The organism is Flavobacterium sp. 40-81, from assembly GCF_001898245.1.
Taxonomy (GTDB): domain Bacteria; phylum Bacteroidota; class Bacteroidia; order Flavobacteriales; family Flavobacteriaceae; genus Flavobacterium; species Flavobacterium inviolabile.
Genome location: NZ_MKTM01000022.1, coordinates 1 through 15,039 on the forward strand (window position 1 = coordinate 1; position 15,039 = coordinate 15,039).

The 15,039-nt window shown below is 38.8% G+C and carries 14 protein-coding genes; 11 read left to right on the plus strand and 3 right to left on the minus strand.

Annotated elements, in window-relative coordinates:
- Window positions 1–2,211: NIDO-like domain-containing protein (locus BGO42_RS08160; RefSeq protein WP_502686363.1), on the minus strand; the 2,211-nt coding region annotated here is incomplete at its 3' end.
- Between the two features lie 210 nt (window positions 2,212–2,421).
- Between BGO42_RS08160 and BGO42_RS08165 the strand changes: the two genes are divergently transcribed.
- The 5 genes from BGO42_RS08165 to lgt all read left to right on the plus strand — a co-directional run bounded on the left by BGO42_RS08165 (window position 2,422) and on the right by lgt (window position 6,536).
- A complete protein-coding gene (locus tag BGO42_RS08165; protein ID WP_177734866.1) occupies window positions 2,422–2,862 on the plus strand; it encodes a hypothetical protein in 441 nt (146 codons plus the stop codon).
- Window positions 2,863–3,033: 171 nt separating this feature from the next.
- On the plus strand, window positions 3,034–3,705 hold the full coding sequence (folE, locus tag BGO42_RS08170) for a GTP cyclohydrolase I FolE (RefSeq protein WP_177734868.1): 672 nt from the start codon (window positions 3,034–3,036) through the stop codon (window positions 3,703–3,705).
- A gap of 49 nt (window positions 3,706–3,754) precedes the next feature.
- Window positions 3,755–5,236 (plus strand): cysteine--tRNA ligase, encoded by a 1,482-nt coding sequence (cysS, locus tag BGO42_RS08175; RefSeq protein ID WP_273245467.1) that lies wholly within the window; start codon window positions 3,755–3,757, stop codon window positions 5,234–5,236.
- A 57-nt stretch (window positions 5,237–5,293) separates the two neighbouring features.
- Entirely contained in the window at window positions 5,294–5,521 is a 228-nt protein-coding gene (gene yidD / locus BGO42_RS08180) for a membrane protein insertion efficiency factor YidD (RefSeq protein WP_502686364.1), read from the plus strand.
- Between the two features lie 85 nt (window positions 5,522–5,606).
- Window positions 5,607–6,536, plus strand: a complete 930-nt coding sequence (gene lgt / locus BGO42_RS08185) for a prolipoprotein diacylglyceryl transferase (RefSeq protein ID WP_177734872.1) — start codon at window positions 5,607–5,609, stop codon at window positions 6,534–6,536.
- Window positions 6,537–6,606: 70 nt separating this feature from the next.
- Here the strand turns inward: lgt and rho are convergent, their stop codons facing one another.
- A complete protein-coding gene (rho, locus tag BGO42_RS08190; protein WP_273245463.1) occupies window positions 6,607–8,349 on the minus strand; it encodes a transcription termination factor Rho in 1,743 nt (580 codons plus the stop codon).
- A 185-nt stretch (window positions 8,350–8,534) separates the two neighbouring features.
- Between rho and BGO42_RS08195 the strand changes: the two genes are divergently transcribed.
- The 4 genes from BGO42_RS08195 (at window position 8,535) to BGO42_RS08210 (ending at window position 11,853) form a co-directional block, all read left to right on the plus strand.
- Window positions 8,535–8,945: a DUF4293 domain-containing protein gene (locus BGO42_RS08195; protein WP_177734877.1), complete on the plus strand. Its 411-nt coding sequence runs from the start codon at window positions 8,535–8,537 to the stop codon at window positions 8,943–8,945.
- A gap of 194 nt (window positions 8,946–9,139) precedes the next feature.
- Window positions 9,140–9,802: a response regulator gene (locus BGO42_RS08200; RefSeq protein ID WP_177734879.1), complete on the plus strand. Its 663-nt coding sequence runs from the start codon at window positions 9,140–9,142 to the stop codon at window positions 9,800–9,802.
- A 12-nt stretch (window positions 9,803–9,814) separates the two neighbouring features.
- Window positions 9,815–10,096 (plus strand): hypothetical protein, encoded by a 282-nt coding sequence (locus tag BGO42_RS08205; protein WP_273245461.1) that lies wholly within the window; start codon window positions 9,815–9,817, stop codon window positions 10,094–10,096.
- Between the two features lie 2 nt (window positions 10,097–10,098).
- The gene (locus BGO42_RS08210; RefSeq protein ID WP_286749051.1) at window positions 10,099–11,853 is read left to right on the plus strand and encodes a tetratricopeptide repeat-containing sensor histidine kinase; all 1,755 of its coding nucleotides are present in this window, start codon (window positions 10,099–10,101) and stop codon (window positions 11,851–11,853) included.
- A 2-nt stretch (window positions 11,854–11,855) separates the two neighbouring features.
- On the opposite strand, the gene BGO42_RS08215 is transcribed toward BGO42_RS08210, so the two are convergent.
- A complete protein-coding gene (locus BGO42_RS08215) occupies window positions 11,856–12,353 on the minus strand; it encodes a metallophosphoesterase family protein (RefSeq protein ID WP_273245431.1) in 498 nt (165 codons plus the stop codon).
- A gap of 153 nt (window positions 12,354–12,506) precedes the next feature.
- Between BGO42_RS08215 and truA the strand changes: the two genes are divergently transcribed.
- Both truA and BGO42_RS08225 read left to right on the plus strand, forming a co-directional pair.
- A complete protein-coding gene (gene truA, locus BGO42_RS08220; RefSeq protein WP_177734887.1) occupies window positions 12,507–13,253 on the plus strand; it encodes a tRNA pseudouridine(38-40) synthase TruA in 747 nt (248 codons plus the stop codon).
- 2 nt (window positions 13,254–13,255) lie between these two features.
- A complete protein-coding gene (locus BGO42_RS08225) occupies window positions 13,256–15,004 on the plus strand; it encodes an ABC transporter ATP-binding protein (RefSeq protein WP_177734889.1) in 1,749 nt (582 codons plus the stop codon).
- The last annotated feature ends 35 nt before the right edge of the window (window positions 15,005–15,039 follow it).

A 15,039-nucleotide genomic window follows, 5' to 3' on the forward strand; every position in this document is an offset into this window, starting at 1 on the left:
CGTTAACGGACCAACTGTTGCACTTCCTGCTCCGGTACCGTCTAAGGTTACTGTCGCGTTGGTCGTACCATTGGTATAGGTAACTACAGCATTTGGTGTACCGTTAAAAGTCAGCACTGCTGTGTCACCCGAACAGATTGTTGTCGCTCCGCTGATCGTAGCCGTTGGTAATGCATTAACAGTGATAGTTACACTACCCGTTAACGTATTATAACAGTTCGGTGTACCATTAGAATCGATATCTACTAAAGTGTAAGTACTATCTGCAGTTAATACAGGAGTAGTTACTGTTCCGTTTCCAGAAGCATCCAATGTAATATCTGCCGGGTTACCGTCTGCAGTATAATGAACGGTAGCACCTGCTGTTCCTGTAAAGGTGATAACAGCTGTTTGTCCGGAACAGATTGTAGCTGTTCCTGAAATTGTAGCTGTTGGTAATTGTTTTACCAAAACCAATACAGAACTGGACATTGCCTGAGAACATGAAGGCGTTCCTGCAGAAGTAACATTTACAATAGTAAAGGTAGTATCTGCTGTTAGAACCGGTGTTGTAATCGTTCCATTTCCGGAAGGATCTAAAGTCAATGGAATAGTAGTAGGATTATTACCAACAGTATAGTCTACTGTTGCATTTGGTGTACCACTAACGTTTAATGTTGTAGACGTACCGGAACACACTGTTGCCCCATTAGCTATAGCAGCCGTTGGTGCAGCAATAATCTGGATATCCATAGTTGTAGAAGATGCACACTGACCTGGATCAGGTGTGAAAGTATAAGTAGTCGTTCCTACAGCAGTCGTATTAATAGTCGCCGGATTCCAGGTTCCCTGAAAACCATCATTAGAAGTTGTAGGAAGTGGTGCCGGGTTAGACCCGATGCAATATGGTCCAACCTGTGTAAAATCGGGAGGTGTTGTTCCTCCTATTAATAGTTCAAAACTTTTTATATCATAACAATCAGAGCTAGGGTTATTAACTCTTACATATACTGTATTATTACCAGCTGCTGGGAAATAGCAGTCCGGTGTCGGAATATAATTCGCTTCAATCTGGGCATCCGCCAAAGTCGGATAATAAGTGACCGGATAATCCGCAGGATTCAGGGCACCTAAAACCACAGGATTATTAACGGTCAAATCCCAGCAAGAAGTATCTCCCGGGCATTTATATAAATCATTAGGCTCGTTAACTGAAAAAGGAGCATAAATAACATCTACATTATCCCGAACAACTGTTTTTGTTCCATCACATGCTGTATAAGTCGCTTCAGCCGTATAGGTTGTTGAAGCCGTCGGACATACTGTAATAGAAGTATTGGTACTGATTGGATCACCATTCAACAACCATTGGAATGTTACATTTGAAGGTCCAGCCGGAGTAAAACGCCATGCTTCAGGAGTAGTTACTGTCCAGGTTCCTGTATTTCTGCCCGGAGGTGTAAAACCAACAGTACCCGCAGCATTCTGAATACCCAAAACTACTCGTCCTCCATTAATAGGACTTGAGATTACTGAAGTTGGATTAGGTCTTGCTTTTACATAAAACTCAATGGCATTTGTTGTTTCATACAATACAATTTGAAAAGTATTATCCACGTGAGAATCAGTCGCCCCAGAACTGGTACTATAATAATAAGGTACATTACTAAAATTCACAACAAGTGATCTACAAGGATACGCTCCTAACACCTGATAATTAACTGAAATTTGTGGTTGGTTAGCAGGTCTTGAAAACCTTGGATCAATATCCTGATACAACATAATTGCATTACGGTGCATGCCTGTTGATGTCGTTGGAATTTGCGCATTCGGTATGGAATAATCACAAAAACCTCCTGGTGTCTGAGGGTTAAATGAAATAATTCCATTTGATCCCACGTAACAAGTTGTGTAATTTACTCCGAAATAACAGAACTTAAAAGGTAACGTAATAGCGTTTGACCAAATATCGTCAGTATTTACTGAAACGGGTGTTCCACCAGTAAAAGGAAATGGCGGAGCATAATTTACAGAGGATACCGCATAAGTATTGGTTCCTCCGGTTTGTAAAAATGTTGCTGTAAGATCCCTACACTCACCCGGATTACAAATCGGAGCGACAGGATTACCGTTAACATCTCCTCCTTGAACATTAGCACAGCCGGGGGCTTGCGCAAACATGTTGACCGAGAAAATGCAAAATAATAACAATAACAGGTAATTATTTCTCATTATGAATTAGTTTTTTGGAACGCGAAATTTACATAAAATTAAGAAACAATTAACTTTATTGAAGAAAAAAAAAGTTTTTACCATGAAAATTAACATTTTAACCAAAATCTCCTAACAAAAAACCAGCTTATAGTTAAATAATTCTGTTACATTGACAATTATTCGATTTTTTTTATAGTTTTACAACCTATAACCAACCTGAAATTTCATATGAAACAATTTTATTCCAAAAGCATTATAGGATTATTTCTATTATTCATTACCTCTTTATCTGCACAGAATGCAAAATCTACCCTGACACTTACTTCGGTAAATTCTGCTGAAAATGCTATATTAAAGGTAACAACGACGCAAGATTTAACACAAGGCTATACTATAGAGGTACAAAATAACGCATGCGGTATTAATCCTTCTGAATATTTAGAAAAACCGGTGTTTTTCAAATCAACAGACAGCAAGTATGCTAACAACTTCACAAAATCAAATAATGACTATATCTTTTCCTCACCACTTACCCTGGAAATGCTATCTTCAAAATGGTTTCGATGGAGAGTAATCGATAATAAAGGAGTAACTTCCCAATGGATGTGTTATTCATGGAGTGACTATTGCACCACTTTCCTGAATAAAGACGGTTCTTGTAAAAAATAAACAGGAATCTCCTCATAAAATATTTCAGAAAGACTAAACTCCGGTTTGGTCTTTTTTATTTTATTAAATGATTAACATTTTATCCTTAATTTACAACTATATTCAGAATACAGAATCAAGTTTATTAGTTATCTTTGCAAACTAAATTTTCTTACATTAAAAACTTATATAATGATTCATAGTGATGATTTGCATGACGAAATGGGAGACAATCATATAGCATCAAGTGCTGAAACCCCATTACGTCCGGATGCTTTTAACATATCTGACGAAGAAAAGATAAACGCAATTAAAAAAGATGTCGAGAGCATTCTAAACACTTTAGGATTAGACTTAACAGACGATAGCTTAAAAGGAACACCAAACCGTGTTGCCAAAATGTTTGTAAAAGAAATTTTTGGCGGTTTAAACCCTTCCAAAAAACCAAGCTCTTCTACTTTTGACAATAAATACAAATACGGCGAAATGCTTGTTGAAAAAAACATCACTGTTTATTCAACCTGCGAACACCACCTGCTTCCAATAGTAGGCCGTGCCCATGTAGCCTATATTTCAAACGGTACCGTTGTTGGACTTTCCAAAATGAACCGTATCGTGGATTTCTTTGCAAAAAGGCCTCAGGTTCAGGAAAGACTAACAATCCAGATTGTACAGGAACTACAAAGAGTACTAAATACTCAGGATGTTGCCTGCGTTATTGATGCCAAACACCTTTGCGTGAATTCCAGAGGAATCCGCGACATCGAAAGCAGCACCGTAACAGCAGAATTCGGAGGAAAATTCAAAGAAGACAAAGTACGCAGAGAATTCCTGGACTACATTAAATTAGACACTCAGTTTTAGTTTGTTACTTATTAAATAGTTTAATAACCAAATAACGAATAGACAAAAGATGCATTTATATCAGAATCAAAATTTAAAAATTTACAATTCTCTTTCCGGAGAAAAAGAACTTTTCACTCCTATTCATGAGGGAAATGTTGGAATGTATGTTTGTGGACCTACGGTTTACAGCAATGTACATCTTGGGAATTGTAGAACTTTTATCTCTTTTGATTTAATATACCGATATCTGAAACATCTTGGATACAAAGTTCGTTATGTCCGTAACATCACCGACGTTGGCCACATAGTGGACGATGAAGACGAAGGCGAAGACAAAATCGCCAAAAAAGCACGTATCGACCAGATCGAACCGATGGAAGTCGTTCAGAAATATACCGTTGATTTTCACCAGATCCTGGAATTATTCAACAACCTTGCCCCAAGTATCGAACCAACGGCAACCGGGCATATTATTGAACAGATCGAAATCATCAAACAAATCATCGATAACGGATTTGCCTACATCGTAAACGGTTCCGTCTATTTTGATGTTATCAAATACAACAAAACCAATAATTACGGTATCTTAAGCGGTAGAAATATCGAAGACATGATTGCCAATACACGGGAACTTGACGGACAATCCGACAAAAAGAACCCACAGGATTTTGCGCTTTGGAAAAACGCAGAACCACAGCATATCATGCGATGGCCTTCACCCTGGGGTGACGGATTCCCGGGATGGCACCTGGAATGTACCGCAATGAGCACAAAATATTTAGGAGAACGATTTGACATACATGGCGGCGGAATGGACTTAAAATTCCCGCACCACGAATGTGAAATCGCACAAAATGAAGCCTGCACCGGCCATTCTCCGGTAAATTACTGGATGCACGCCAATATGCTTACCCTTAACGGTAAAAAAATGGCAAAATCAACCGGAAACAATATCCTGCCAAGAGAACTTTTTTCGGGTGAAAACAACATCCTGAGCAAAGCATTCTCTCCTGCAGTAGCCCGTTTTTTCATATTACAGGCACACTACAGAAGCATACTGGACTTTTCCGATGATGCCATTTTAGCTTCCGAAAAAGGATTCAACCGTTTAATGGAAGCTATTGACAATCTAAACGAAATTGAACCGGCTGCCACCTCTTCAATCAACATTCAATCCTGGAAACAGGCTTGCTATGATGCCATGAACGACGATTTTAACAGCCCGATACTGATTGCACAGCTTTTTGAAGCCGTTCGCTACATCAACCTGCTGAAAGAATCCAAGGAAACCCTGAATGCCGCTGATTTAGAAAGTTTTAAAAAGGCCATAAAAGCTTTCGTTTTTGACATTTTAGGATTGCAAAACGAAAAACTAAGTGCCGATGAAAACAACAAACTGGAAGGCGTGATCAACATGCTGATTGGAATGAGAAATGAAGCGAGAGCCAATAAAAATTTCCAGCTCTCCGACCAGATACGCGACCAGTTGTTAACTTTAGGAATACAATTAAAAGACGGAAAAGAAGGTACTTCCTTTACCGTTAGTTAAAAATACAAACACCAAATGATGAAGCCCAAAACTTCATCATTTTTTATTTACCGCAAAATGAATTTCAAAAAAGTCATCATATTCCCTTTCGTTTTTTTAATCCGCTTTTACCAGACGGCAATATCACCATTCACACCATCCGTCTGCCGCTACTCTCCCACCTGCTCTCAATATTCCATTGAAGCCCTGCAAAAACACGGCCTGCTAAAAGGAAGCTGGCTGGCCGCAAAACGCATTATAAGCTGCAACCCCTGGGGCGGAAAAGGTTACGATCCCGTTCCGTAACTTTATAATTAAATTTACCTTAATTATTATACTCCTTAAAATTCATTTATCTATTTTTACCGAAATAAAAAGTACAGAATTAATTATGACACACGCTTTACAGTTTGTTTGGAATCCTTCACACGGAATCGATTTAGGCTTTTTCACCGTTCGTTATTACAGTTTAATGTTCGTAGTTGCCTTTGGATTAGGATGGTACCTTATGAAGCACATCTACCAGAGAGAAGGGATCTCCATCGAAAAACTTGACTCCTTATTTATTTATACCGTTTTTGCAACCTTAATCGGAGCCCGTTTAGGACACGTTTTCTTTTATGACTGGGATTATTTCAAAGATCACAAACTGGAAATACTATTGCCTTTCCGATTTGAGCCATCCTTTGAATTTACCGGATTTGCCGGTTTAGCCAGTCACGGCGCGGCAATTGCCATCATATTAGTCATGTATTATTACAGCAAAAAAATAATCCACAAACCGATTCTCTGGATTTTAGACCGGATCGTTATTCCGGTTACCTGTGGCGGTATTTTTGTACGATTTGGAAACTTTTTCAACTCGGAAATCATAGGTCATGAAACCACTTCTTCTTTAGGAATCCGTTTTATACAGGACAAATTCAGTCCGAGAGAAGCCATGCAGCTAACAAACATCAACAACCCAGCAGAAGCTTACAAAGCCATTGAAACCAATCCGCAGTTTGCACCTTTGCTGGAAAGCGTAATCCCGAAACATCCGGCACAGCTATATGAAGCATTGGGATATGTTTTCGTATTCCTGATCTTATTCTTCCTATACTGGAAAACCAATGCCAGAGAGAAATTAGGCTACCTTTTCGGCATCTTCCTGGTATTACTCTGGACCGTTCGTTTTGTAGTGGAATACGTTAAAGAAAGCCAGGGCGGATTTGAAAACGAATTAGGCATGTTCTCGACCGGACAATGGCTGAGCATTCCTTTTATCATTATCGGCTTTATATTATTAATAAGAGCTAAAAAACCGGCTTCGGCTGTTTAAAATAAAACTTCCAATAATTAAAAAGGGCGTTTACAAATTGTAAACGCCCTTTTTATATAAATATCTTTTCTTAATCATTCATTGAGATCAGAAACTCTTCGTTATTTCGGGTCTTTTTAAACCTGTCATTAATAAAATCCATTGCTTCAACAGGATTCATATCCGCCAGGTATTTACGCATGATCCACATTCTCTGAATCGTACCTTCGTCCAGTAATAAATCATCACGACGGGTACTTGACGACGTAAGATCAATTGCAGGGAATATACGTTTGTTTGCAATTTTTCGATCCAATTGCAATTCCATATTACCGGTACCTTTAAACTCTTCAAAGATAACTTCGTCCATCTTAGAACCGGTTTCCGTTAATGCTGTAGCAATAATACTCAACGAACCGCCATTTTCGATATTACGGGCAGCTCCGAAGAAACGTTTTGGCTTTTGCAATGCATTGGCATCCACACCACCGCTCAATACCTTTCCGGAAGCCGGCTGAACGGTATTATAAGCTCTTGCCAGACGGGTAATTGAATCCAACAGAATAACAACATCATGTCCGCATTCTACCAGACGTTTTGCTTTTTCCAGAACAATATTCGCTACCTTAACATGGCGCTCAGCTGGCTCATCAAAAGTAGAAGCAATAACTTCTCCCCTAACACTGCGCTGCATATCGGTAACCTCTTCCGGTCGCTCGTCAATTAGCAAAACAATTAAATATACTTCAGGATGATTCGCTGCAATGGTATTGGCAATATCCTTCAACAACATCGTTTTACCTGTTTTTGGCTGCGCCACGATCATACCACGCTGTCCTTTACCTATTGGGGAAAACAAATCGATAATTCGGGTTGAAATGGTACTTTGTTTTTCAGCAAGATTGAATTTTTCTTCCGGAAACAACGGAGTTAAATGTTCAAAAGAAACCCTGTCACGAACCACCTGCGGATCATGTCCGTTAATTTTCAACACTCTTACCAGCGGGAAATACTTCTCTCCTTCTTTCGGAGGACGCACCACACCTTTAACCGTATCACCCGTTTTCAGTCCGAACAAACGAATCTGGGATTGTGACAAATAAATATCATCCGGCGATGCCAGGTAATTATAATCGGAAGAACGCAAAAAGCCATAACCGTCCGGCATCATTTCCAATACACCTTCACTTTCAATAATACCATCGAACTCATAATCAGGTTCTCTGAAATTTTGTTTTTTATTCTTCTGGTTTGGATTTGGATTTGGGTTTTGCGGGTTGTTCTGATTAGAACTGTTTTGAGGTTTCGAAACAGAAACTGTTTCTTCCGGAGTAGTCTCCTGTTTTACCTGAGAACGCGCCTGTACAGGAGCCTGTGTATTTTGATTATTCTCTTTGGTAAAACGTTGTGGTTTTTGCTGAAATTCTTTTTTCTTGGTAAAAGTATTTTCTTTTTTATTTGCTGCAGTTTCCGAAGCTTTCACTTCTTTTTCCTCAACAGCAGCTGGCATAACTTCTTCTTTCTTAACCGGCTGAACCGCTTCTTTTACATTAGGCACTTCTTTGACTGGTACAGCAGGCTTATTTTCTGCTTTGTTTTCTTTTTTCAGAGGCTTTCCCGGTGCAATTCTCGTTCTTTTTACCTTTTCCTCCGGTTTCGGAGCCTCTTCTTTTAAAGCTGGTTTTACGACTTCTGGGTTTGTCGCTTGATGATCGAGAATCTGGTAAATTAATTCGTCTTTTTTAAGGTTTCGGTACTTATTAATTTTCGCAATTTTCGCAATCTCTTGAAGCTCAGCAAGCTTCATTTCTTTTAATACAGAAATATCAAACATGAATCGTTTTCTAGTTAAATTAAATGTAATGTAGATCTAAGTTTTTGGGTAGTATTTTTTTTGAAACGAAAGAACCGCAGAATGAAGTACTTACGGTTTAACTATGCAATAATACGAATTTATTTTATACCGTATCATTTTTTTTCAAAAAAGAAATACTATTTTTGTGCCACAATGAAATCAAAATGATACAGAGAATTCAGTCCGTATATCTTTTAATCGCTTTTATCTTTTCGGGGGTTTTACCATTCGTATTCCCTTTATGGATAAATGCTGCGGGAGAAAAAGTATTCTTTATGTCAAACCTGGTATACGTTTCTTTATGCGGCCTGAGTACCACACTTTCATTGATTAGTATATTTAGCTTTAAAAACAGACAAAACCAGTTTGTTATGAACCGGTTGAACATGATATTAAACGTTATATTACTAGGATTATTTGTGTATCGTTCACTAAATTTATCTGGAGAAACGGAAGTTTCTGAGAAAGGTATTGGGATGCTTCTTCCTATTGTTTCTATCGTCTTTTTGGTTTTAGCCAATAAAGCCATCAAGAAGGATGATGATCTCGTAAAATCTGTAGACCGATTACGATAAACCTATCATCTTAGTTTATTAGTGCGTTAAAAATCCGGATCAAATTTGATCCGGATTTTTTATTTATACCCAAATCTTTTTTTATCGTTTTTTTCAAACACTTTATCGTTTTTAATTATAGATATCTCAAAATATTTACCTTTAAAATAAATACATGTCGCAAATAGTGTTAAATTTGAATAAAAACAGTGGCGATGAGTACCAAAATACGAATTCATTTAGCCGATGACCATTTGGTTTTAATAGAAGGAATTCTTGCTGTTTTAAAAACAAACAAGAATTTCGAAGTGGTAGGCTACTCCCTTAATGGTGTTGAACTATTGGAAAACATCTACAATCAGAATGTAGACGTCCTGGTAATCGACATCAACATGCCCTGCAAAGACGGAATAGAAGTCTTAAAAGAATTTTCGGAAAAAGGTTTCCCCTGCCATGTTATTGTTTTATCCAGTTATGACGACGCCAAGCTAATCAAAGAGGTCATACAGCTGGGCGCAAAAGGATACCTCACCAAACAATGCGCAAGCGAACACATCGTAGATGCCATTACCTGCGTGAGCAAAGGAGAAGAATACTATTCCAAAGCCATCCGTGAAAAGATATTTCTTTCTTTTACCGGTATCAACAACGATAAATCCATTGAAAACAGCGAATTATTAATGCTCATTACCGACCGCGAACTGGAAATCTTAAAACTCATTTCCAGAGAATACAGCGGCAAGGAAATTAGCGAAGAACTTTTTATAAGCACCAACACTGTAGAAACACACCGGAAAAATCTAATCAAAAAACTCAACGTAAAAAACACGATAGGACTAGTAAAATTTGCTATCCGGAATAATTTGATTAACCAATAAATCTACATAATTATGGCCTTACTTAAAGAATATGAAGTGCGTGATAATGGAAATGATTCTTTTAATTTAAAGATCACGATTCCCGACAACTGTGATTACCTATACACTTATGACGGAACAACCGATACCCACCGGGTAGAAATAAAACTGGACATGGACAAAAAACCGTCTTCCCGTTATATTATAAGAGATGAAAACATCCCTACTTCCGGCAGCAGCAGACTCAATATTGACATGGAACAAACAGAAAACGGCTTAACCGCAACAAAACCTAAAATCGTAATCGAAATCTGATATTGAAAAAAATTACTTTTCTACTCTTGTTTTTTATAGGTCAGACTCTTTGGGCACAAAACCAAACAGGAATTGACTCGGCTGACTATTACAGTAACACGCACCAGGATCTGAAAGCGTTGCAATACCTCAAAAAACAATCGGAATACCATCTTTACAATAAAAACTATTCCGCTTTATGCAACAAAAACATTCAGAAAGCCCGGATCTACATCCGTCTTAAAGACTATAATATAGCTATAACCACCCTTTTCAGCACCTTACAAATAGCCGAAAAACAAAAACTTCATCTTCAGGAAGCCATCATTCTCAAATATATCGGAATATGTTTTGAAGAAACAAAAAACATCAAAAAAGCGATTGATTACCTTCGAAAAAGCGAAAAATCCGCTATTCATCAAAAAAACGATTCCCTTGCTGCCTGGGCACAACAGGGATTATTCAAAATCTTTACCGAAAAAAACAAAATGGACAGCTCCCGTTATTACATGAACCGGATTCTGAACATTGCCAAAAACAACGGAACAACCAATCAAAAATATCTGGGTTACAGCAACTGTGCGGCATTTTACCTCAAAACCGCCAATTATGACCTGGCTAAAAAATACCTCGATACGACTTTACTCTATGCCGAAACATCGCGCAATACCAACTACATGAACAACACCCGCAGCAACCTCGCCTATTATTATTTGCAGGTTAAGAACGACAACGAAAAAGCACGGGATATTTTTCTTGAAATTTTAGCGTCCAAGCCCAATGACACGCTTTCGATTAAAACCGCCGATACCTACCTCAATTTATCGTATGTATACGAAAAGATGGACGACTACAAAACCGCCAATCATTATCTCAACAAATACATTGATATTACGGAAGCACTGTTTAACGAACGGGTTAGTTCACAGCTGAGAGATACCGAAACCAAATATAAAATCTATAAAATTGAAGACAATTACAAAACCAAAGAGCAGCTGCTAAAAGACAAGGAAGCCCGGAACAAAAAACTGCTGTATATCTTTATCACCCTGTTTGCCTTTTGCAGCATTTTGTTCTATTTCTTTTACCAGAACCTGCGCCTTAAACAAAAAAACAAACTTAAAGACGTCAACAATAAAATCCAGCAAAACATCATCAACGCAACCATTGACGGTCAGGAATTTGAACGAAAAAGACTTGCCGGCGTACTGCACGACAGCATTAGCGCCCTGCTCTCTTCGGCCAGCTTACACCTCATGGCCTACGAAACAACCAATTTAACCGAATCCTCACCGGAACTCACCAAAACAAGAGCCATCATTAAGGAAGCCCACGACAAAATCAGGGATTTGTCACACACCCTGATTCCGCCGGTACTTGAAAAACTGGGATTGTTTGCCGCGTTGCAGGATCTCTGTGAGAAAAACTCGAATACCCTGATCCAGTTCGAGTTTACCAATTATACCCCTAAAGATTCGCGCTACAACAGCGAGTTTGAAATGAAGATCTATTTTATTGTTGCCGAATTGTTAAACAATGTCATCAAACACAGCCGGGCCACAAAAGCCTACCTTTCTGTCGACCAGAACCGCAACCAGCTGTTTATCAATATTGAAGATAACGGTATCGGATTTGACACCAAAAACACCGAACACAAAGAAGGATTCGGACTCACACAAATTAAAGCGCGGATAAGAAGTATGAATGGAAACATCAATATCAACTCCAAGTCGAATACCGGGACATTGATTTATATCAAAGTGGAATTACCGGACTAAAATCAGGCTCTTTTCCCGATTTCGATTACTTCCAGTTTCTGGATTTTATCCCCGTCAATCTCAAAACGCAGCATGGTTCTCATCTGATGAAAACCGTGTTTTCCTGCTGCTCCGGGATTCATGTGCAGTAAATTCAGTTCTTTATCAAACTGCACTTTTAAAATATGGGAATGCCCGCAAATAAACAGTTTCGGCGGATTTTCCTTTAACTCCGCACGAATCGCCGGATTGTATTTTCCGGGATAACCGCCAATGTGGGTTATCCAGACCGAAACCCCTTCACAGAAAAACCGGTTGTTTAACGGAAACTCCAGCCGCGCTTTACCATCGTCAATATTGCCGTAAACCGCCCGCAAAGGTTTACGTTCCTTAATGGCATCCGTAACCGACAAATCCCCTATATCACCGGCATGCCAGACTTCATCGGCCTGATCAACATATTTCAGAATCGTATCATCAAGATGACTGTGCGTATCGGAAAGTAACAGAATTTTTTTCAAAAGGAAAAGGTTTAAAGAAGTATAGGGCGATTTGTTAAAACACAAAAATAAGCATACTTTACCATGTTTTAACTTAAAATTATAGCATTTTCAAATTTGCCAATTATCGAATTAACTTATCTTTGTTTCTTATATAATTTAGGAAATTAAACTTTGAGATATTTCATAGAATTTGCTTATAACGGAAAAAACTATCACGGCTGGCAATATCAGCCTCATGCTATATCGGTTCAGGAAACTTTAAATAAAGCTTTAACGGTTTTATTGCGCAGGCCTATCGACCTTGTTGGAGCCGGAAGAACCGATTCCGGAGTACACGCCAAACAAATGTATGCCCATTTTGATTATGAAGAAACCTTAAATTCCGATTACTGGGTACAAAAATTAAACTCTTTTTTACCAAAAGATATCGTGGTTTACCGTCTTATTCCGCTGCATGATGAGGCGCATGCCCGTTTTGATGCCACAAGCAGAACCTATGAATATCATATCCACACTTTCAAAGATGCCTTTGAAAATGAAGGAAGCTGGTATCATTTCCACGCGCTTGATGTCGCTGCGATGAATCAGGCATCCGAAATACTGTTTGAATACATCGATTTTGAATGTTTTTCAAAAGTACATACCGATGTTAGGACATTTAATTGCAAAATCACGGCAGCCCATTGGCAGCAAAACGAAACACGGTTAGTCTTTACAATTACCGCTGATCGTTTCTTAAGAAACATGGTCAGAGCTATTGTCGGGACATTAATAAAAATTGGATTAGGTAAAACTACATTGGATGATTTCAGAAAAATAATTGAAAGCAAAAACCGTAGTGAAGCAGGTTTTTCAGTACCGGCACACGGTTTGTACCTGACGAAAGTTATCTATCCGTATATCCAAGAGCGCCCATAAATATGAAAGCCATAAAATCTATTTCTTTACGAAAAGTAATGCACTTTGCAAAGCCTTATCAAAACCGCTTTAACGGCGTTATATTGTGGGCTGTATCCCTTTCCATCTTTGCTGCTCTTCGTCCCTATTTACTAAAACAAACTGTCGATGAGTACCTGAAAACCCACGATGCAGAAGGATTGCTGCTGTATATTCTTTTAATGGCACTGATCCTTATTCTGGAGGTCGCTTCGCAGTTTTACTTTGTTTACTGGGCAAACTGGTTAGGTCAGGATATTGTAAAAGATATCCGTGAAAAACTGTTTCGCCATATCTCGAATTTCCGGATGAAATATTTCGACAACGAACCGGTTGGAAAATTAGTCACCCGTTCCGTTTCCGATATCGAATCCATAGCCAGTATCTTCAGCCAGGGATTGTTTATGATCGTGAGTGACCTGCTCAAAATGGTTGTCATTCTGGGAATCATGTTCTATATGAACTGGAAATTAAGCTGTATTGTTGTTTTGGGAATGCCAATTTTGTTATATGCAACGCGTGTTTTCCAGCAAAAAATGAAAATTGCTTTCGAAGAAGTTCGTAATCAGGTGGGCAACCTGAACACCTTTGTACAGGAACGCGTTACCGGTATGAAAATCGTACAGCTTTTTAACCGTGAAGAAATTGAATTCGAAAAATTCAAGGTCATCAACCAGAAACACAATGATGCGTGGCTTAAAAATATCCTGTACAACTCCATCTTCTTCCCGATAGCCGATATTGTTTCTTCGCTAACGTTAGGCTGTATCGTTTGGTATGGTGGACTGAACATCCTGAATGGTGACAATACCACTACTTTCGGGGATTTATTCGCCTACACGATGCTGATTAACATGCTATTCAATCCTTTGCGTCAGATTGCGGATAAATTCAACGTAATGCAGATGGGGATAATCGCCGCCGAAAGGGTTTTTGAAGTATTGGACATTGACGACCATTTACAAACATCCGGAACCGTTGAAGCGACCCATTTTAAAGGAGATATCCAGTTTGAAAAAGTACACTTCAGCTACATACAGGGCGAAGAAGTCCTCAAAGGCATCAACCTGAAAGTTAAGGCCGGCGAAACCATAGCCATCGTTGGAGCAACCGGAGCCGGAAAATCCACCATTATCAACCTTTTGAACCGCTTTTATGAAATTGACAGCGGGAAAATCAGCATTGACAATACGGATATACATGATTTTACAATTGAAAGTCTTCGCAAACAAATTGCCATTGTATTACAGGATGTCTTTTTATTTGCCGATTCGATCTTAAACAATATTACCCTGCACAATCCGGCCATTAGCCGCGAAGATGTTATTAACGCAGCACAAAAAATAGGCGTACATGATTTTATCATGAGCCTGCCGGAAGGTTACGACTATAATGTAAAAGAACGCGGTGTGATGCTGTCTTCCGGACAACGTCAGCTTATCGCCTTTTTAAGAGCCTTTGTGAGCAATCCAAGCGTTTTGATCCTTGATGAAGCCACTTCTTCCATCGATTCCTATTCGGAAGAACTGATACAACGGGCAACCGAAACCATCACGCAGGGAAGAACCTCCATCGTGATTGCACACCGTTTGGCAACCATTATCAATGCCGATAAAATCATCGTAATGGACAAAGGAGAAATTGTAGAAGAAGGCACCCATTATGAACTGCTCAATAAAGAAGACGGTTTCTATAAAAACCTTTATTATTCACAGTTTGCCATTACGGAATAAATACGACAACCGTGATTTATGATTGAAAAGTTGAA

Bases quoted from the DNA above. Each gene is read 5' to 3' on its own strand.
- folE (WP_177734868.1), top strand. From the start codon at position 3,034: ATGATTCATAGTGATGATTTGCATGACGAAATGGGAGACAATCATATA.
- BGO42_RS08195 (WP_177734877.1), top strand. From the start codon at position 8,535: ATGATACAGAGAATTCAGTCCGTATATCTTTTAATCGCTTTTATCTTT.
- cysS (WP_273245467.1), top strand. From the start codon at position 3,755: ATGCATTTATATCAGAATCAAAATTTAAAAATTTACAATTCTCTTTCC.
- BGO42_RS08200 (WP_177734879.1), top strand. From the start codon at position 9,140: ATGAGTACCAAAATACGAATTCATTTAGCCGATGACCATTTGGTTTTA.
- BGO42_RS08165 (WP_177734866.1), top strand. From the start codon at position 2,422: ATGAAACAATTTTATTCCAAAAGCATTATAGGATTATTTCTATTATTC.
- BGO42_RS08205 (WP_273245461.1), top strand. From the start codon at position 9,815: ATGGCCTTACTTAAAGAATATGAAGTGCGTGATAATGGAAATGATTCT.
- BGO42_RS08225 (WP_177734889.1), top strand. From the start codon at position 13,256: ATGAAAGCCATAAAATCTATTTCTTTACGAAAAGTAATGCACTTTGCA.
- yidD (WP_502686364.1), top strand. From the start codon at position 5,294: ATGAATTTCAAAAAAGTCATCATATTCCCTTTCGTTTTTTTAATCCGC.
- lgt (WP_177734872.1), top strand. From the start codon at position 5,607: ATGACACACGCTTTACAGTTTGTTTGGAATCCTTCACACGGAATCGAT.
- rho (WP_273245463.1), bottom strand. From the start codon at position 8,349: ATGTTTGATATTTCTGTATTAAAAGAAATGAAGCTTGCTGAGCTTCAA.